This window comes from Raoultibacter massiliensis (assembly GCF_900199545.1).
Classification (GTDB): domain Bacteria; phylum Actinomycetota; class Coriobacteriia; order Coriobacteriales; family Eggerthellaceae; genus Raoultibacter; species Raoultibacter massiliensis.
The window spans coordinates 65,250-84,409 of record NZ_LT962670.1; the positions used below are offsets into that span (position 1 = coordinate 65,250).

Below are 19,160 nucleotides of genomic sequence, written 5' to 3' on the forward strand. Positions count from 1 at the left end.
TTCCATGTGAAACGAGCGTTCGTATCAGTCGGTTTCCCTTTCGATGCAACGGATCGTTTCTGCCATCGTGCAAACCTTGATGGTCTTGCTGGGAAGCGAATTGAGAAACGCCTTGCCGTACCCTTTGGTAAGCAACCGCTTGTCGGCCAGGATAAGCGATCCCGAATCCGTAGATTTGCGGATGAGCCTTCCTGCAGCCTGTTTGGTTTCCAAAACCGCTGCCGGGAGTACGTAATGGCTCCATGCATGGGAATCCCTATCGGCCCGCTCGCACGAGAGCGGATCGCTTGGCTTGGTGAAGGGAAGCTTCGGGATGACCACTCCCTTGAGCGTTGCGCCGGGCGCGTCGAATCCTTCCCAAAAGCTTTTGAGGGCGAAAAGCGACAGGTGCTCGTCCACGAGGAAATCGTCGCGCAACCCCTTCACCGACACCCCCCACTTCTGGCAGACCAACCTGAGATCGTCGGATTTGAGAATCGGCTGCACTACATCGTAGCACCGTTCCATTTCCTTGCGGTTGGTGAACAGCGTGAGCATCGAGCCGTTCTGGGCACGGTGAACGCCGATGAGAAGCTCCTGCAGCGCCTCGAGGTAACCAGGCGCATTCGGCTCGGGCATGTCTTCGACAACGTAGACCGTCATCTGCTCGTCGAAGTTGTAGCTTGAAGGCAGTTCGCACATCGAAGTCTGCGAGAATTCGGTCTTGTTGAGACCGAGCGACTGTTCGAATGCCGAAAATTTACCGTCGACCGTCATGGTGGCGGACGCGAAAACGACCGAGTGGGTGTTCGCATACAGCGTTTCGTTCATCTTGTCGCCCACATCGAGGAGAAGAGCCTGCAGGCTTTCGGCGACCCGGTCGTTTTTCTTCGAAAGCGACGCCGCATACGCGTACGTCGGCGGCGCCGATACGAGTATCGTCTCGGCTGCGTTTATCATTTCTTTAAGGGCAATCGCCGTCGAAGCTATTTCCCGCTGCAATTCGGCGGCGCCGTCGAGATCCTCTAGATAGGCGACGATGTCCTGGCACGCTTTCACGAGTTTTTCGGCCTTGTCCGAAAACACCTTGCCGTACGAGCATAAGCCGGCGAACGTATCGCTGTTTCGTATCTGGTCGTTTATCCACAGCTCGACGAACTCGTACCCCTTCGATTTGCTGCTGGGATCGAAGTACAGGAGGTCTTTCATGTGCGCGCTGAACTCAGATGCAGCCTGCTCGAATTCCTTGCCCGCGCTTCGGGCCTTCGACGTCAAAGCGAACAGCAACGTTGATCCGTCGGGCGCATCGCCCAACCGCCGTTCGGTTCGGATGAACACGTTTCGCGACGCGTCATCGGCGGAAACGCGCGATGCCGTCCTCATGATCTCCTCGGCGGAAAGCGCGAGGGAAAACGCCTTGCGCGCTTCCGCTTCCGCACCGTGGGCCTCGTCGACGATCCAATAGCGAATCGGCGGGAGCAATCCCCCATCGGCTACGAGATCGCAGAAGAGCAGGCTATGGTTGGTTACCACGATATCGGCCGACTCGGCGCGGCGGCGAGCTCCGTGAACGAAGCACAGGGTTCCGAAGAACGGGCATTTCCGCCGAAGGCAATCGGTGCTCGATGTGGTGATGGTGTAGCGCGGCAGAGCGCGATAGTCGATTTTCAAACCGTCGATATCGTCGTACTCGCTCTGCTCGATGAAAGAGAGCAGTCCCGCAAGCGAGGGCGCCTGCACGATGTCCTTGCCAGCCACATTGCGCGTTTTGGGTCCTGCGATGACGATGCGGTTTATCTGTCGGAGGCAGGGGTAATGGGAAAACCCCTTAAGGGCGGCGTAATCGATGCCGCGCGATGTCGGTTCGCTCTGTTCGGTCGGTTCGGGCGCGTTCTGCTCTGATTCGCCCGATGCCTCGCTGCATTCTTCCAGCCCGACTTCTCCTGACGGCGCTTCTTGCTCTCCCTGTTCGGCCGCGCGCTTCAACGCATCGTTCAAGAGGGGCAGCTCCTTGTACATCAGCTGATCGAGCAAGGCGTTCGTTTTCGTTGCCACTCCGATCGCAATGTTGTTTTTTCTCGCCGTCAAAGCGGCGGGAAGCAGATAGGCCATCGACTTGCCGACGCCCGTTCCCGCCTCCACGGCAAGATTGGTGGATGTAGCGAACGCTTGCCTCACCGATTCGGCCATTGCAACCTGCTCGACCCTCGTTTCGAAATCCTCGTACAGAGATCCGACGATACCTTCGGGCGAAAACGCCTCCTCTATCTCGCCTTCGGAGGGAAATTGCAAATGGCGAGTGGGATCCGACGCCAACATGTCGGCGTCGTTTTTCGCCTTCCGTTCGATCGACTTGACCCTGTTCTGTCGCATGGCTCGCAGAGAAAACGGTATCTTCTTTTCACGTGGTTCGCCCGCCGAAGCCGTTTGGTCTGCCAACTGCCCTTTTTCAACCTGTTCGGCATCCTGCGATTCCATATCGGACTCGGCTGCCATAGTCGAATCGACCGCAGCAGCAGCGGCGGCTTTTTCTGCAAAGTGCGCAAACACCTTGACGGTCGGCCACTCCTCGACAGTTGCCATCCCTGCGATTTCACTTACAAGGGCAGGCGGCATCGCGTCAACGGCGGCGAGCAGGATGCGATATACCGCGCACAGCGCCTCCACGTCGGCATCAGCTCGATGGGTCGATATGGGAGCATCGAACGCTCGAACGAGATCGATCAACCGATGGGATTTGAGTCGAGGCAGCGCGATGCGCGCGAGATCGAGCGAGTCGATCCACGTGTTTTCCGCAAGCGGCGTGCCATACATGTTCTTCGTTGTGAAATTACGATCGAACTCGGCGTTGTGCGCCACGATGTCCGATGTTCCAACGAATTCGACAAGATCGGCGAGAGCCTGGGCGGGAGTCGGGGCATCGGCGACGTCTTCGTCATGGATATCCGTCAGCCGCGCAACATCTTCGGGAATAGGCTTTCCCGGATTCACGAATGTCACGAACCATTCGATGATTTCCCCGTTTTTCATCCGGGCGGCGGCGATCTGCGTCAGTTCATCGTGGTTGACGGAAAATCCCGTGGTCTCCGTATCGAGAACGACGACATCGCGATCGAGCTCTCCGTAATCGGCGTGCTTCGCGGTTTCATCCAAACGCGCGTACCGATCGCGGATGTCGCGGGGTGTGCCTTCGACGATGTATTTTTGTATGGTATCTGTCTGTTGCGCATTATCTTTTTTCATAGAATGAAGCCTATCATCTATCATGATGTCGCACAAACCGAAAGATCGGGACGCGGAATAATCGCATAACCCACCACCCGCCTCCCTGAGAACCGAAAAGAGGAACTGCTATGCCGGACATCCCTTATTACGGAACGTATGCGCGATTCGACACTGCGTCGAAAAAGGATGCGGCTGTGCTTTTGGGTGCCGACAACCTCGTCGGAGATGTATTCGACATAGAATTCATTACCGAAGAGGGAGTGAGGACCGCTTGGATGAAAAACCGCTTCGGCGCGCTCGTTGGATTCTTCGAACCGGGAACTTCACGCAAATTGAGTTTGTGCGAGGCTAAGGGGTTTAAACTCCAAGCTCTGCTCTCTTTCATCGCTTACAGCGAATCACCTGATCCAGGTAGGTATTGGGGTGAAGCTGCACTTGTTTGCTACGACCCGAAAGATGCCGCCGCATTCGAATGTTTCACGGGAAACATTGCCGCGCGCATGATGGACGGCATACGCCCCGAAGTCGATCTGGGCGAGCAGGGTTTCAACAAAGTCATCGAAACAAACGGTTCCTGGAAACCGACCAAAACGGTCCCCCTCCCCCCGAAACAGGCAGGCGTCGCCCTCCTTAAGACAAGACGGAGCGTCTCAGAAAAGATGATCGAACAGGGCCGTAAGGGCAATAAAGGCTGCTACATCATCAGCTGGGTGTTTCTTCTTGCAGTTGTCGCCGGGGCGCTGTTCGGCCTCCGTTCGTGCGGCATCATCTAACCACCCTTCTCGCCGCATTCCCGAATGACGCATTCCGGAATGCGAAACGGCGGCATGGCGGCACCCGGGAGTACGAGGGCGAATCCAGGGTGAATCAAGGGTTAATTGATGGCGCGGGGCGTTATTCCAGCGCGAGCTCGATGAGCTTCGTGCAGAGAGCGGGAAAATCCATTCCCGCGGCACGCGCCGCATCGGGCAGCAACGAGGTTCCCGTCATGCCGGGAATCGTATTCGTTTCAAGAATCCAGAACGCACCTTCGCCATCCATGATGAAGTCGCTGCGTGAAACGCCTCGGCAGCCTAAAACCCTGTGGGCTTCGACGGCCATCCGCTGAACAGCAGCCGTAGCATCTTCGGATAACGGAGCGGGGCACAGGTGCTGCGAGCCGCCGGGAGCGTATTTCGATTCGAAATCGTAGAACTCATTCGTCGGAACGATCTGAATGACCGGAAGTGCTTCGGCTTCATCGTTTCCAATAACCGCAACGGTGTACTCGTCTCCCTCGACATAGGTTTCAACAAGCACTCCGTCATCTATCGCAAACGCCTTGCCCAGCGCATCGGCGATAGCTTCTTCTCCCTCGACGATGAATACGCCGAGCGCGCTGCCTTCCGTCGCGGGCTTTACCACGCAATGGCGTCCAACTTGCTCGATGATATCTTCAACCGACTTCTCATCAGGGGAGCAAAGCGTGACCGATTGCGGGGTTCTTATTCCCGCTTGCGTGTAGAATACCTTCGCTTTCGCTTTATCCATGGCAAGCGCGCTGCCCCATACGTTCGAGCCGATGTAGGGAAGACCGATTATCTCAAGCATGCCCTGCATCGTGCCGTCTTCGCCGTATTTTCCATGCAGGCAGATAAAGGCGACGTCGAAATCACCGTCGATGAGGGTTTTCAGATCCTCTTTATCGGCGGGATCGATGACCGTAACGGGAAACCCAGCTTCCTCGAGCGCTTTTTTCGCTCCCATGCCCGACGCAAGGGATATTTCCCGCTCGCCGCTTCTTCCCCCCGCAAGCAAAGCCACATTGCACGTTTGAGGTGTGAAAGTATCTGACATGAAAACCCTGCTCCGTTCGCACTGCGGCATACCTGCCGTCAAAAGGGCGCGGCATGCCGTCCATTTGTAATTTGCTGTCGCTTCACCTGCCAACATCTCGCGTAGGCAAAGACGGATGAAGTATAGCAAATACTCCATTTCGAACCATTGGCTGAGCGGTTAAAACATATTGCCCACCCCGGGTCGCCACACCACTTCCCCCTTACTTCGCATTCCGGAACGACACATTCTGGAATGCGTTTATAATGCGCTTATGAAAACCGACATCAAATCATTCACACGCAGCGAAATCGACGAGCTCATCGCCGAATGCAAGCAACCGTCGTTTCGCGCGCGACAGCTATTCCAATGGCTCTATGGACATCACGCCCGATCGTACAGTGAAATGACGAATTTGCCCGCATCGCTGAGGACCGATCTCGAAAGGGGTCACCCCCTCCTCACCGGTACGATAATCAACCGCCAGATTTCATCAGATGGAACGCGCAAATACGTTATCGAATTTCACGATGGTGCCCGGGTTGAAACCGTCGCTATGCCGAGCATGCACGAAGAATCCCCTGATAGGCTTTCTGTTTGCCTGTCGACGCAAGCAGGGTGCCCCATCGGATGCTCGTTCTGCGCAACGGGAAAAGAAGGATTCACCAGAAACCTCTCCGTTGGGGAGATGATCGACCAAATCGTTTTAGCTCAGTCCGATATGGATATGAAAACCAGCAGCGTCGTCGCCATGGGGCAAGGAGAGCCGTTTCTTAATTACGAGAATACGATCGAGGCGTTGCGTATAGCCAACTCCCCCGATTCCCTCAATATAGGAGCGCGTCATATCACCATTTCGACGTGCGGAATCATTCAGGGCATTCAGAGGCTCTCAGACGAGCCGGAGCAGTTCACGCTTGCAATTTCCCTTCACTCGGCTCAACAAGCGGTGAGAGACGCTCTCATGCCTTCCTTGGCACATATTCCACTGCGCCAACTGAAACGTTCGCTTCTTGATTACCGGGAAAAGACGAACCGCCGCGTATCTTTCGAATACTTGATGATCAAGGATTTAAATGACACCGACGAAGCGTTGAAAGCCCTCTTATCCTTCTGCAAAGGGATGCTTTGCCATGTAAATTTGCTTCCTCTCAACAAAACAGCTGGAAATCCCTTTCAACCGAGCGCCGCCGCAACGATGAAACATTGGGTTAGCGCATTATCGCAACACGGTATCGAAACAACCGTCCGCAATTCGCGAGGATCGGACATAGCTGGTGCGTGCGGCCAACTTAAAAACTCTCTATAGCATTCGAGCAAATAAAAAAGAGGGCCGCTCGAAACGTCGTCGAGCGGCCCTCTTTTTTATTTATTCCTGGCGATGTTATTCCGCCTTCTCCTTTTTAAATGAAGTCATGCTTTCGAACAAACGTTCTAATTCTTCTTCATCTTTGAATTCAATCTCGATCTTGTTCTTCCCTTGCACGGTTTTGACTCGCACATTCGTGTTAAACGATTCGCGTAAAGCCCGCGCTACCGTTTTAAACATCTTCGGCGTAGGAACGCGGACGGTCGCTTCCCCTTTTTCTTGCTTTCCAGAAAACAAGCGTGCAAGAGTTTCTGCTTCGCGAACGGATATCTTCTCCTGAACCATCTTATCGGTCAGTTTTTGCCTACCTTCTTTCGAAGGAATGGAAAGAATGGCTCTCGCATGGCCAGCCGAGATCTTCTCCTCGAATAAAAGCTGCTGGGCATCTTCAGGGAGTTCGAGGAGCCTAAGGGAATTGGCTATCGTGGAACGCCCTTTCGATACCGCTTGAGCCACTTCCGATTGCGTCATGTTCTGACGTTCCATCAAACGCCTGTATCCGTACGCTTCCTCGATAGGATTCAGATCCGAGCGTTGTATATTTTCAATTAGAGCAAGCTCAAGTGCTTTATCATCATCTGCTTCTTTGATGCGAATCGGAACCGTCTTCAAGCCAAGAGATTTGCATGCCTGCCAGCGACGCTCCCCTGCTATGATCTGGTATCTCCCTTTCGCGATAGAACGAACAAGGATCGGCTGAAGCAACCCATCCCTCTCAATCGAGGTTGCAAGCTCTTCTATTTCCTCTTGTTTGAAATAGGTTCGCGGCTGATCGGGGTTGGGCTCGATGGAATTCAGATCAACCTCGTCGATCTTCTTTTCCTTTACTTCGCGTTCAACGACACCCTTAATCGTAATATGGTCTTCCTCTTCGATATAAGGTTGATGCTTTTCGTTACCAGATTCGTTCTCGTTTTTTGAGACGACAGGGTTCTCTTGAGAAATTGCTTCACTGTATTGCGATTTCTTCTCAGAAATGGATTGTTTTGCCGGAGTCGGCTTTTGCGACGGTTTTGGCGAGGGGACATCCTCGTCTGCTTTCACCATAGTGCGCTGAACCGGTGCTATGGTCTCAGCCGGTAAAGCTTCTTCCATGCTACCGCTCAAGAGAGAATTCAAACCGCGGCCGAGGCCGCTTTTATTTTGTTTAGCCACGGATTATCACTTCCTTAGCAAGATCGATGTAAGACTGTGCGCCTTTGCCAGTAGGATCGTATTGGGTAATAGGCAATCCGTAACTCGGAGCTTCGGAAAGCTTTACTGTACGGGGAATCAATGTATCAAACACTGTCTTCCCAAAATATGATCTTACTTCGTCGACTACTTGTCGGGAGAGAGTTGTTCTTCCATCGTACATAGTGAGCAAGACACCATAGATATCCAAGCTTGGGTTTAGCAGGCTTTTGACACGTTTCATCGAATCAAGTAGTTTTGTCACACCTTCGAGTGCATAAAACTCGCATTGTATGGGAATCAGAAGCTTATCCGCTGCTACCAATGCATTCACGGTAAGGAGTCCAAGAGAAGGAGGACAATCGACGAAGATAAAATCGTACTTTCCCCTCAGTGAGCCGACGGCGTCCTTCAAGCGGTTTTCGCGCGCCATCTCTGAAACCAATTCGACTTCCGCTCCTGCAAGGTTGATAGTGGCCGGAATAACATCGAGGCCTTCGCAAACATCAGGGATTATTACATCTTCAACTGGCGTTTGGTTCAGAAGAACATCATAGACGCAGTGCTCTACCTGACTTTTCTCTATACCAAGACCACTTGATGAATTTCCCTGGGGGTCTAAATCAATAAGAAGAACCTGTTTTCCCATCTCGCCAAGCGCTGCCGATAAATTAATTGCCGTTGTCGACTTACCTACCCCACCTTTTTGATTGATGATGGCAAGTACCTTTGTTTGACCGATCACGTGTTTCACAGGATCTTTCTCTTTATAGGTCTTAAGGCGTTTAGGAGGTACTTCTTCGATTGTTTCACGTGAAACATCACGCTCCACCACTTCAACGTCCTCAATATCAATTTCTTGAACCTCATTATTGGAAGGAACTTCGGAAGAATCCTGAGTTTCATCCGGCGTGATAGTCTCTGATATCTTTTTTTCTCGTTTCAGACCATCAAACAAGCCCACTGTGCCCCCTTTCATGGATAATCTGCATCAGTATAGCGCAATTATTCAATCATAGTGCAGATATGGGAGTGTTTAACATTGTTTCACGTGAAACAATGCTCCGTTGTATCGCTCAACGTATGTTTCACGTGAAACATACGTTGGATTTATCTCGCAAGTACATGTGCCCCAACGTTGATTATTGTAAGAAATTCATCTCGGTCAGCCCCCATTGAGATGACTTCAAAACGTATCCCCATCTAATACCTGGCAAGATCGACTTGTTATGATTGCCATAACGGAGGTGACCGGATGGGCTTGCCAAGAAAGAATAATTTAGTTCCTCTAGCTTATCAACTTAAGCGGAATGCAACTAAAGAGGAGAGGAAACTCTGGTATAGGTTTCTCTGTACCTACCCCATCCCCTTTAGGCAACAAAAGATTATTGGAATCTATATTGTTGATTTCTTCTGCAATAAAGTAAGGCTCAGCATTGAACTTGATGGTTCGCAGCATTTCGAAAAAGAAGGCATGGTAAAGGACTCGTACAGAACACGATATTTGGAATTACTTGAAATTAAAGAGTTACGCTTTTCCAACTACGATATATGGAACAATTTCGAAGACGTTTGCGAAACAATACATAATGAAGTAACAACGAGGCGAAACGATATCATTACAGTACCTCTCGCTCGATTAACTAATAAAAAATAGCAGGATGTTTCACGTGAAACATCCTGCCCAGCGAGCCATCATACTTGAAATGTTTCACGTGAAACATTTCAAAGCGGTTTCTTCTGAGCCATTCCTGTTCTACGCGGCAATTTCAAAGTAGGATAGCCAACTTTCTCAAACACCACAATCCTTCGCGTTGTTACGCCATCACTCAACATGAAACTCCTGTCGCTGACCAGACGCATAGCTAACGTTTCCTTCAAAGCAACCGCATGTTCTAATTCGCTATCCTCTATATTTGCTTTATAACAAATCAGTCTTCCTTTTTGTTCCAGCAAGGGGCTCGCAAGCTCCATAAGCGATGACAGGGAACTTAAAGCACGTGCAGTAAGCACGGCGAATCGCCCTTTCTTTTCAAGAGCGAGTTCTTCAATTCTACCCCCATAGCATGTTATGCGATCTTGAACCCCTAATTCCCTGACCACCTCTTCTAACGCAGTTACCTTCTTTTTCACCGAATCAACCAGCAGAGTATCGCGCCCGGATACAAGGGCTAAAGGAACCCCAGGAAAACCTCCTCCAGTTCCAAGGTCAGCATACAAACCCGCAGGAGCCTCCTTTAATTCCTGAAATCCTGCAAGAGAATCCTCTAAATGGAGAACCCTGCCCGATTTCAAAGTTTCAATTCGAGTAAGATTGATTTTTTTATTTACCTCGATGATTTTCAACAGGTAAGACTCGAGTAATTGCACGGTTTCAACATCTAGACCGAAGGTACCGGCTATATCCTCAACCCAAGTATCTTTTTCTTCCATTAAAACTCCCACTATCTGCCATTCACAGCGTTTTTAAAAATAGTTCCATATTTCACGGCAAAAGAAAAGGATGTTTCACGTGAAACATCCTTTTCCATTCAATGTCGATTTGAAGCTACTGAGGTATCACCACAACATGTCGCGCGCTGCCTTCACCTTCGGAAGCGGTTTCAACCCGATCGTCATCGCGCAGAGTGATATGGACGATTCGACGCTCATAAGGTGTCATCGGACGAAGTTTTATACTGCGGTTCTGACCAGCCGCGCGATTCGCCGCCGAACGGGCAATCGATTCCAACTTCTGCCGTTGACGACTCTTGTATCCCTCTACATCAACAACAACGGGGTATCTGAATCCCATTTTCCTAACGGTAACAGCAGAAACAAGGAACTGCAGGGAATCCAGGGTCTTTCCGTGACGTCCGATCAGCACGGCAAGATCATCGCCGGTTATATCAAGGATAAGCTCTCCTTCATCACCTTCGTATTCGTCGATCGTCACTTCGCCAACATTGAAATACTTCAGGATATCTTGGAGAATGGAAATGGCTGTATCAGCCACCTCATCGAGCTCCTCATCGCTCAACTCGGGGACTCCGCTTTCCTCGGAAGAATTTCCCTCGTCTTCCGAAACCTCTTCCTCGGTTTCCACGGCATGTTCTTCGAATTCAAGTTCGCTGTTGGTTTCTTCCGCCATATCTATGCTCCTTAGTCAATTCAAGCACGGTTATATAGCCAACATCCTTACATGGATGCGGTTCTCGGAATTTACTTGCCTTTTTTAGTGGGGCGCGGTTTTTTCACCTTACGGGTAACGTCGACCTCGATCGGCTTGACCTCGATGCTCTCCTCGGCTTCCGCATCGCGGCGGCGCATAATCGCCATTGAAATCTGCTGCTGCCCGACGCCGATAAGCGAAGAAGTGCCCCAGAAGAGAAGAACGCCTGCAGGAGAATTCCAGCTGATCCAAAGCATGAATATGCTCATAACGCCACTCATGATGAGCATCTGCTTCTTTTGAGCGCCGTCGTTATTGCGTTGCTGAAGAACCATGGGAAGGAATGTTGCCCCCGCGAAAATGACCATCAGGATTACGTAGGGGATAAACGCGCCTATTCCTTCCGCAAACGCCTGCGAGGGAGTGGTGATGAGGCTGGGCACCAAATTGTAGAATTCATAAGTGGAGCCATGGGTACGAGTACCCATCTCCTGAAGTACCTGGAACAACGCAATGAAGATAGGCATTTGCAGCAACATGGGCAAACAGCCGGCGAGGGGATTGAATTTCGCTTCAGCGTAAAGCTTCTGCATTTCCTCTTGCTGCCTTACCGGATCGTCGGCAAATTTGGTCTGTATCTCTTTCATGAGAGGTTGGACCTTTTGCATCTGGAACGACGATTTCGTTTGCTTATGCATCAAAGGGGAGATGAGAATACGGAATATGACCGTAACGATGATGATGGCCATACCCCAGTCACCGCCGTTAGCGCCGCCAAGCAAATTGTAGAAGAACTCGATAATCCAGAAAATTAAATCTTTAAATGCATCCCACATACTCAGCTTTCCTTCCTATATACCAAAGAAACCCCAGATCATAAAGTGTTTACGGTACTGGATCGTAACCGTGGGGGCCTCCCGGACGACAGCGTAATATCCTCTTGGCGGTAAGTTTGAATCCTTTGAAGAAACCGTAACGGCGAAACGCGATTATTCCGTACTGAGAACAAGTAGGCTCGAAACGGCAACACGAAGGGAACAAGGGGGAAATTGCAGCTTGATAGAACGTAATGAGGAAAACCGCGGCTGAGCACGGTATCTTCTTTATAAAACGTACTATCTTATCCATCTCACAACCTTATTGAGAGGTTCGTAAGCCGATGTCGACAAGCGCCTTTTCACACGCATCGAGAACTTTACTATAAATAGCTTCAGTCGTACGTCGGCGAGCGAGAAATATCACATCGTAGCGATCCCACGGTCCCCCGAGATCCCGGCAAAGCGCTCGCATTCGGCGCTTTGCTCTGTTCCTCCAAACTGCGTTACCGAGTTTTTTACCCGCAACAAAAGCAACACGACCTGTTTGGCCGTGTTGCTTCTCATCCTGTAACACAATCAATGTAACAAAAGGAGTGTTCAAACGCTTCCCGTGCGTAAAGACATACGAAACTTCGGTGCTGGATTTAATTGTTTCCAACACGAGTACCTATCTTTACGCGCAAATGCGCTTGCGTCCTTTTGCGCGGCGAGCAGACAATACGGCACGACCACCTTTTGTCGACATACGTGCACGGAAACCGTGGCACTTCGCACGCTTACGAGTGTTAGGCTGATAAGTGCGCTTCATTTCACAATCCCTTCATGGTTCAAGAGTAACTTCCAAAGTATATACCGAAGAGCACTAAAGTCAAGGTATTTACGCAGGTAATTCTGCATAGATTCTTATCTTGGCATAGTCGTCGAATCGTTGCGTAGCCCACGCTTCTTCATGTTGTAGTTGAAGGTGTCCTATCCTCAATATGTAGGTTCCAAAGCTCGAAGATCAGATTTCCCCAAAGGTTGGTTTTATTTTGATTCTTAAAATATATAAATGGTTTGAATAGTTGTAATAATAAGGGCAGTGGAAATGTTGATAACTGATATCTCCGCAGATCAATCTATGGGATAGAAGACTTTTTTCGTGTTGAGAATCAGCTCTCTCCCTCAACAGTTTTTATCGCTTTTATTATCATTCCCAATTCATCCCAAGGTTTTTAACCAGGTTTGAGTCATAAATGCCTCGTTTGTTTCGGCCTTTAAGGAGACGCGCGGCAAAGAGACTCCCAAGACCCAAGCAATTCTCATGAGGTAGACAGAACCAGGATGTCAGATTTCGCGGATAAGCTGCTTGAGGGCTTCGAGTTCTTCTCTCAGCTCCCTGCTTTCCTTCATCTTCTCTTCAACGTTTGTTACTGAGTACATGACTGTGCTGTGATCGCGGTTGAATTGCTTTCCTATATCGTTAAAAGGCAGATCGAGCAGTTGGCGGCAAAGATATATGCCTATCTGACGTGCATAGATGATATTGCGCGTTCTTTTTTTACCGATGAGCTCGGCATGACTGATCTTGTAGAAGTTCTCGACTTCCTTCTGTATATCCGAGACTGTGAGCCGCTTCGACGGACCGCCGGAGAAGTGGTTCTCAAGCAGATCCCTTACGTCGGCGAGGCTGATATCGGGCTGGTTGAAGAACGTCATCTGGTAGATAACTTTGGTCACGGCGCTTTTCAGCTCCCTGATATTGGAACTGGAGCTTTCGGCGATGTAAAGCTGGATGTCTTCGGGGATGCTCAACTCGCGAATTCCCTCGTTGATCCTGTATTCTTCGACGAAACTCTTCACGATGCCGAGCTTCGTTTCGATTTCGGGGGGCTGGATGTCGAACGTACCGCCTGAATTGAAGCGACTTTTGTACCTCTCGTCGATATCGATGTTCTTCGGCGCCCTGTCTGCCGAGAGGACAACCTGCTTACCTTGGCTTGTGAGCTTGTTGAATATTTGAAAAACGATATCGAGCGTCTGCTTCTTGCCCTGTAAGTACTGGACGTCATCGATCAGCAGCACGTCGGCGTCCTCGTAGCGCGTTTTGAAGTTCTTATAGCTGGATTTTTCTTTATCGTGTGCCGCCGATGCTTCCATGTAATCGCTTAAGAGCTCAGCCGAATCCACGTAGATGGTTGAAAGGTGGGGCATGGTTTCGATGATGTAATTCTGGATGGCCCTGAGAAGATGGGTTTTGCCCAATCCGCTCTTCCCGTAAATAAACAGCGGATTAAGGTGCGCTTTCCCTGGCATTTCGGCAACCGCTACAGCCATGGAATACGCCATACGATTCGAATCTCCGATGACGAAATTCTCAAACGTAAGACTTGACGTGGGTTTTCCCATCTCATCGACATCGGATGAGATTCCATGGGCGGCATATTCCTCAGCGCCGGCCGGGGAAGACGAAGGACCTCCGAGTCCGACTGATGCGGCTCCACCGGCTGCATGGGACGGGGAAGCGTAGGGTTGAGATGGGGAGTACGGGTTGGACTGCGCGGCGGGGGTAGCGCTGACCGGTTGAGTTGCAGCGGCCGGCATCTGCGTTTGGGGTTGGACAGGCGAGGATTGCACAGGAGCGGGCTGGACGTTTGCCTGCGCCGCCGTTACATCGACCTCGATGACGACCATATAAGGAATATGGTAAAGATCGCCGAGCGCTTGTTTGATAACTTCGACGTAGTGTTTTTCAATCCACGTCTTGATGAAATCGTTGTCGGCCGTGAGCATGAGGAACCCCTCGCTCATCGCCTGGGGATGCAGCCGTGAGAAAAACGCGTTGATTTGAGTAGGGTCGATGTTGTTGTAACTTTTTACCTGGCTACATACATCTCCCCATGCTTTTTCGAGCATTTCGCTGTCCATGCCATACATCCTAATCGTTGTTCCGAAGCCGATCGAGCGATCCTGTTTGTTTGCAAATCAGGATGCAAACAAACAGCGAAGTACAGGAAACCACATCGGCGAACGAAAATAGACGCCGATTATACGCTCTCGCTGTGATTGTAGTAAAAATACGCAGGGTCGGCAAAAGAAGTTAGAGGGAATTCGCTACTTGAAACCCTAAATCGGTCAGAATTCGTTTCTGATTCACTGTCTTTTCGATAAGGCCGTATTCCTCGAGCTTTTTGAGCGTTACGTACGTGCTCGATTGGGGAAGTCCGGTGAGGTTAACCAAATCGGTCACTCCAAGGGCCCCTTCGTGAAGGAAGAACGGCAAAAGCTCCTTTTCCCGCGAACTCAACGGGGGAGTGAGAGACTCGATTTTCGGTTGATGCTGTTCGTTTTCGGCCTTAGGAGGAGCAAGACTGACGGTTACGACGGCCCCGGATTCGAGATTGTCTTCTATCGTGATGTTGCCGTTTGAGAAATCAAGATAATCCTTGACGATCGGAAGGCCGGATCCCACTCCTCGAATATAGTGTTTCATCGGCTCTATCGCGGAAGTGAATCCAGGGAGCTGCGCTTTGTCCTTGTTGGCGATTCCCGGTCCTTGATCGGAAAACCGTATGGTTTTCCCTTGGTCGAGGATGGATACGATTATTTCCGAGAATTGGGCGTGAATGAAATTCTCGGAAACTTCTCTGATAACGGTATAGGGGATGGTGCCACCTGCAAGCTTTGCCTGTTCGTAAATTTTCGATGCCAGATTTTCAATGAATTCAGCTGTTGTGTTCGGTTGAATTTCAATAACACGCGGCGCGCTGCGCAGATCGTCGTAGACCGCGATGCGGGCAATGGTTTCAACGAATGAATAATTGAAATCAGCCTTGTTCCCATCAGCGGATTTAGAAGTAATGTTCTGATCTGTCGGCATGGTATTCAGAAAAATTCCTCGTATATTCAGGTCTGTTCAGAAAATTATTCAATCGTATTCAGCCATATTCACACGATTTAGGCAAGAGTACAAGCATTCTACGTGTTTTCATGCGGTTTTCAGTCGATTATTCAGAATTCTTCAAAATGGAAACGTAGTTTTACAGGCAGTTTTCCGAGTTATCCACTTTTTATTCAGAAATTGTTAAAAACCTGGAAAATGCTTTCAGAGGAACGTGAAAAACGGTGAAGAAAAGCTTGCTGATTGTTGAAATTATTGCTTGACAATCGCCTAAAACAAGTTTTCCCAGATGGTTTGAATTCACTTGAGGGAAATATCAAATCTTTGTTCGCTTTTTAGTTGCAAAGTTCTGTATTTAAATCATCATTAGCTGGTATGAATTGCGTTATACCAGTTCAAACAGTATATTTATGATAAATAGACGAGAATTGTACCAAGAGGTGTTGATGTAAAGAATTCCGAAAAAGATTGCTTGACTTTGCTTCGATTTGGAGATTTCCACAGCTTCCTGCGAATAAAAAAATAGTTTTCCCCATTTTCCACAACACAAGGAATGAGAAATGTGGAAAAACAGCCATCTTCTCAAGAGATATCGCCTTTTCTTTCCATGCATGAAAGAAAAAGTTGAATATAGGGAGGTGAAAGGGGTGTAAGGGGCGGCAGGGTAATTAGCGATACCGAAAAGGTGGCTAAGATCCAATGTGGAAGGTGAAAGTGCGGCCCGCCCGCCGCATGGAGGCGGGTGGGCGGTAGGGGCGGCTAAATGGTTTGGCCGCGCAGTTTGGAGAATCGCGTACCGTCCCGCTTCATTATTTGAGATACTGATTGCAACGGAGAACGAAAGGGAGCCAACGTGAAGTTCAGCATCAATCAAACCGAATTGCAAAATGCACTGACGATCGTTATGAAGGGTGTTTCAACCCGTTCGACGCTGCCCATTCTTTCAGGGGTCTACATTCAAGCGCACAACGATTCTCTCACCATGCAAACAACGGATCTTGAACTATCGATTCAGTATACGGTAGACGCTCTCATCGAAGAGGAGGGCGAAACGGTTGTTCCGGGAAAGCTTTTCGCCGAGATAATAAAGAACCTCCCCGATGCCGCGGTTCACGTTGCGGGCAATGAAGAGGCTGTGGTCGTTACGTGCGATGCCGCATCGTTTTCTCTGAAAACCCTTAATCCGCAGGATTTTCCGGGATTTCCAACTGTCGATGTCCATCAAAGCATACAGATACCCTTCGATCGGTTCGCGACGATGGTGAAAAGGGTTGCTCGGGTCGTTTCGAAAGACGAATCCCGCGCTATTCTCACGGGCGTCTTGATTACGCTTGAGGACAAGCTCTTGAAGATGGTGGCCACTGATTCGTATCGCCTCGCGGTAACCGAAGCCGATGTGCCCGATGAAATGGCGGGCGATTTCGAAGCGGTCATTTCGGGTTCTTTCTTACAAGATATTGCGGCGCTGCCGAAAACGGATAACCCCGTTTCCCTGGCGCTCGCGGAAAACCAAATAGTCGTTACGTACTGCAACACGGTTTTCGTCAACCGGAGAATAGAAGGGAATTTCCCCAACTACCGGCAATTGCTCCCCGATTCTTATGTGACCCGCGCTTCCATGAACGTCGGACATCTTATTGCTGCGGTAAAGCGCGCGTCTCTGCTCAGCAACACTGCAACTCCCGTGAAATTCGATGTGAATGTGGGATCGCAAACCGCGCTCCTTTCGAGCACGGCCCAGGATATCGGATCTACTCAGGAGACTCTTTCATGCGAAGCCGAAGGGGAAGACGTAGAGATAGCGTTCAACTATGCGTACCTTCTTGATGGATTGAGTTCTGTGACTACCGAAAAAGTTTATCTCGAGGCGCAATCCTCGATGAAGCCGGGGATATTCAAAGCCGACGAGGGCGAAAACTTCCTGTACCTGGTCATGCCCGTCCGAATTTCCTAATATGGGCTTTTCTTCGGGATCTTATGACAGCCGAGCTTGCCGATAGCAAAGATCTTCGGATCGACTCGATCTCATTCGAGCATTTCAGAAACTACCCTTCGTTCGAACTGGGCGATATCGGTGCGTTGACGGTGTTCGTCGGGAAAAACGCGGTCGGTAAAACGAATATCGTCGAAGGCATTGAGCTTTTAACCGCCCTTTCGTCGTTTCGGAACCCGACGGCGCGCCAGTTGATAGCGTGGAACTCGAACGCCGCAAGACTCAAGGCGACGTTTCTGAACGCGCGGCGTCGTTTGGATGTCGAGTTGAAGATGGAAGACGGAAAACGGTCGTATTCTCTCAACGGGAAGCCGAAGAAAATCCAGACTCTCAAAGGGTTGCTCCCTGCGGTTTCCTTTACGCCTGACGATCTCGATCTCGTCAAGGGATCCCAGAGCGGAAAACGCGCGGCACTCGATGCGCTCGGGTCGCAATTGACTTCGAATTACTATGTGATCCGAAAAGATTACGAGAAGATCCTGCAGCATAAGAACAAGCTTTTGAAAGAGGAGGGATCTTCGTCGTACCTCGAAGCCATCGATGAGACGTTGGTGAGAGTAGGTGCGCAACTATATTGTTATAGAAGTTCGCTGTTTGCAAAGCTTCTTCTGGAAATTCAGAAGTACTATCGCGAGATAACCGGCGGCATAGAATCGGTTCAAGCGGTGTACGTTCCATCATGGCAAGAATCCGATCCGGAGAATATGGAAACCTTCATTCTCTCGAAAGAAGAAGCGACTCAGCAGATGTACGAAGCCCTTGTTGGGAAGAGGGAAGATGAGCGACGCCGCCATCGCGCCATCATCGGACCGCACGCTGATAAAGTGGAATTCTTCATTGAAGGAAAGAACGCGCGCATCTACGGGAGCCAGGGGCAGCAGCGGTCGATCGTGCTAAGTTTCAAACTTGCCGAAGTATCTTTGATCCGCGATATGCTCGATCAGAAGCCGGTGCTCTTGCTCGACGATGTTATGAGCGAACTCGATGAACAGAGGAGAAATGCCCTCGTCGGATTTATATCAGGCGATATCCAAACGTTCATAACGACGACGAATTTGCAATACTTCGCAAACGGCATTCTTGATGAAGCCCATGTGGTCGAACTGGGGTGCTGCCGATGAGGAAGCTGTCGAAAAGCATGCCGGCAACGCTGCTGGCGATGGGGCGGGATAACGGCGATGCAGCGAGGATTGCTCGAAGAACTGCGGAGGTCAGGCAGATGTGGGCGAACGCCGTCGAGAAGATGTGGCGCGATCCCGAAGCGGCGGCCATGATTCTTTCCCATACGAACGGCGTCGGTATCGTCGAGGAAAAAAACCATCGGGATGAAAGATATAAGAAACTCTACGTGTATGTTGACGATAGCATCGTCCTTACCGAGTTGAATGCGCTGCGCGAGCGTATTAAATTGCTGTTTCTGGCGGAATTCAACGAAGACGTCCAGGAGTTCGAAATACGAATCTCACGGGGAGCCCGGAAGAAAGACCGCCCTTACAAAGAAGAGGAACCGCCGCCCTACATCGATAAAACTCCTGCCAAACCCCTTTCGGCAGAAGAGATGGAAGAGGTCGAGCGCCGCGTCGCTTCCATCGAGAACGACTCGGTTAGAAAATCGATCCGTAAAGCTATGATTGCTGATTTACAGTGGAAAAAAGGGCAAAACGAGAAAAATGACAGGTGAGACCTTGATCGTCGCTTGTGTGCGTTCTCTGTTGCCTTAAACGCGTTCAAAACCGATATCACCAAACTACTATATA

The 19,160-nt window shown here is 50.2% G+C and carries 18 protein-coding genes; 6 read left to right on the plus strand and 12 right to left on the minus strand.

Annotated features, from left to right (window positions below; genetic code table 11):
- Positions 1-24: 24 nt before the first annotated feature.
- Entirely contained in the window at positions 25-3,222 is a 3,198-nt protein-coding gene (locus tag C1719_RS00360) for a helicase C-terminal domain-containing protein (protein ID WP_102373297.1), read from the minus strand.
- Positions 3,223-3,332: 110 nt separating this feature from the next.
- On the opposite strand from C1719_RS00360, the gene C1719_RS00365 reads away from it, so the two are divergent.
- The gene (locus C1719_RS00365) at positions 3,333-3,977 is read left to right on the plus strand and encodes a hypothetical protein (RefSeq protein WP_102373298.1); all 645 of its coding nucleotides are present in this window, start codon (positions 3,333-3,335) and stop codon (positions 3,975-3,977) included.
- A 121-nt stretch (positions 3,978-4,098) separates the two neighbouring features.
- Here the strand turns inward: C1719_RS00365 and C1719_RS00370 are convergent, their stop codons facing one another.
- Positions 4,099-5,040 (minus strand): D-alanine--D-alanine ligase family protein, encoded by a 942-nt coding sequence (locus C1719_RS00370; RefSeq protein WP_102373299.1) that lies wholly within the window; start codon positions 5,038-5,040, stop codon positions 4,099-4,101.
- 253 nt (positions 5,041-5,293) lie between these two features.
- Between C1719_RS00370 and rlmN the strand changes: the two genes are divergently transcribed.
- On the plus strand, positions 5,294-6,328 hold the full coding sequence (rlmN, locus tag C1719_RS00375; RefSeq protein WP_180963390.1) for a dual-specificity RNA methyltransferase RlmN: 1,035 nt from the start codon (positions 5,294-5,296) through the stop codon (positions 6,326-6,328).
- 75 nt (positions 6,329-6,403) lie between these two features.
- Here the strand turns inward: rlmN and C1719_RS00380 are convergent, their stop codons facing one another.
- Both C1719_RS00380 and C1719_RS00385 read right to left on the minus strand, forming a co-directional pair.
- The gene (locus C1719_RS00380; protein WP_245874218.1) at positions 6,404-7,543 is read right to left on the minus strand and encodes a ParB/RepB/Spo0J family partition protein; all 1,140 of its coding nucleotides are present in this window, start codon (positions 7,541-7,543) and stop codon (positions 6,404-6,406) included.
- Complete coding sequence (locus tag C1719_RS00385) at positions 7,536-8,417, minus strand: ParA family protein (RefSeq protein ID WP_102373917.1); 882 nt, start codon at positions 8,415-8,417, stop codon at positions 7,536-7,538. The genes C1719_RS00380 and C1719_RS00385 overlap by 8 nt, the downstream gene beginning before the upstream one ends.
- Positions 8,418-8,816: 399 nt before the next feature.
- Here C1719_RS00385 and C1719_RS00390 point away from each other — a divergent pair, with 399 nt between their 5' ends.
- Complete coding sequence (locus tag C1719_RS00390; RefSeq protein ID WP_102373301.1) at positions 8,817-9,218, plus strand: endonuclease domain-containing protein; 402 nt, start codon at positions 8,817-8,819, stop codon at positions 9,216-9,218.
- Positions 9,219-9,286: 68 nt separating this feature from the next.
- Here the strand turns inward: C1719_RS00390 and rsmG are convergent, their stop codons facing one another.
- The 8 genes from rsmG to C1719_RS00430 all read right to left on the minus strand — a co-directional run bounded on the left by rsmG (position 9,287) and on the right by C1719_RS00430 (position 15,389).
- On the minus strand, positions 9,287-9,994 hold the full coding sequence (gene rsmG, locus C1719_RS00395) for a 16S rRNA (guanine(527)-N(7))-methyltransferase RsmG (RefSeq protein ID WP_102373302.1): 708 nt from the start codon (positions 9,992-9,994) through the stop codon (positions 9,287-9,289).
- Positions 9,995-10,109: 115 nt separating this feature from the next.
- Complete coding sequence (locus tag C1719_RS00400) at positions 10,110-10,691, minus strand: Jag family protein (RefSeq protein ID WP_102373303.1); 582 nt, start codon at positions 10,689-10,691, stop codon at positions 10,110-10,112.
- Between the two features lie 71 nt (positions 10,692-10,762).
- Complete coding sequence (locus tag C1719_RS00405; protein WP_102373304.1) at positions 10,763-11,548, minus strand: YidC/Oxa1 family membrane protein insertase; 786 nt, start codon at positions 11,546-11,548, stop codon at positions 10,763-10,765.
- Between the two features lie 49 nt (positions 11,549-11,597).
- Positions 11,598-11,840: a membrane protein insertion efficiency factor YidD gene (yidD, locus tag C1719_RS00410; RefSeq protein ID WP_180963391.1), complete on the minus strand. Its 243-nt coding sequence runs from the start codon at positions 11,838-11,840 to the stop codon at positions 11,598-11,600.
- Between the two features lie 9 nt (positions 11,841-11,849).
- Positions 11,850-12,191, minus strand: coding sequence for a ribonuclease P protein component (gene rnpA, locus C1719_RS00415; RefSeq protein WP_245874219.1), 342 nt, complete (start codon positions 12,189-12,191; stop codon positions 11,850-11,852).
- A 12-nt stretch (positions 12,192-12,203) separates the two neighbouring features.
- The gene (gene rpmH / locus C1719_RS00420; RefSeq protein WP_102373305.1) at positions 12,204-12,338 is read right to left on the minus strand and encodes a 50S ribosomal protein L34; all 135 of its coding nucleotides are present in this window, start codon (positions 12,336-12,338) and stop codon (positions 12,204-12,206) included.
- A gap of 518 nt (positions 12,339-12,856) precedes the next feature.
- Complete coding sequence (gene dnaA / locus C1719_RS00425; RefSeq protein WP_102373920.1) at positions 12,857-14,437, minus strand: chromosomal replication initiator protein DnaA; 1,581 nt, start codon at positions 14,435-14,437, stop codon at positions 12,857-12,859.
- Positions 14,438-14,609: 172 nt separating this feature from the next.
- Complete coding sequence (locus C1719_RS00430) at positions 14,610-15,389, minus strand: ATP-binding protein (RefSeq protein WP_102373306.1); 780 nt, start codon at positions 15,387-15,389, stop codon at positions 14,610-14,612.
- A gap of 874 nt (positions 15,390-16,263) precedes the next feature.
- On the opposite strand from C1719_RS00430, the gene dnaN reads away from it, so the two are divergent.
- From dnaN to C1719_RS00445, 3 genes are read left to right on the plus strand one after another with little or no spacing between them, the layout of a single operon-like run.
- Entirely contained in the window at positions 16,264-17,364 is a 1,101-nt protein-coding gene (gene dnaN, locus C1719_RS00435) for a DNA polymerase III subunit beta (protein WP_102373307.1), read from the plus strand.
- A gap of 23 nt (positions 17,365-17,387) precedes the next feature.
- The gene (gene recF / locus C1719_RS00440; protein WP_102373308.1) at positions 17,388-18,524 is read left to right on the plus strand and encodes a DNA replication/repair protein RecF; all 1,137 of its coding nucleotides are present in this window, start codon (positions 17,388-17,390) and stop codon (positions 18,522-18,524) included.
- Positions 18,525-18,541: 17 nt separating this feature from the next.
- Entirely contained in the window at positions 18,542-19,084 is a 543-nt protein-coding gene (locus tag C1719_RS00445; protein WP_146007809.1) for a DUF721 domain-containing protein, read from the plus strand.
- Positions 19,085-19,160 lie beyond the last annotated feature (76 nt).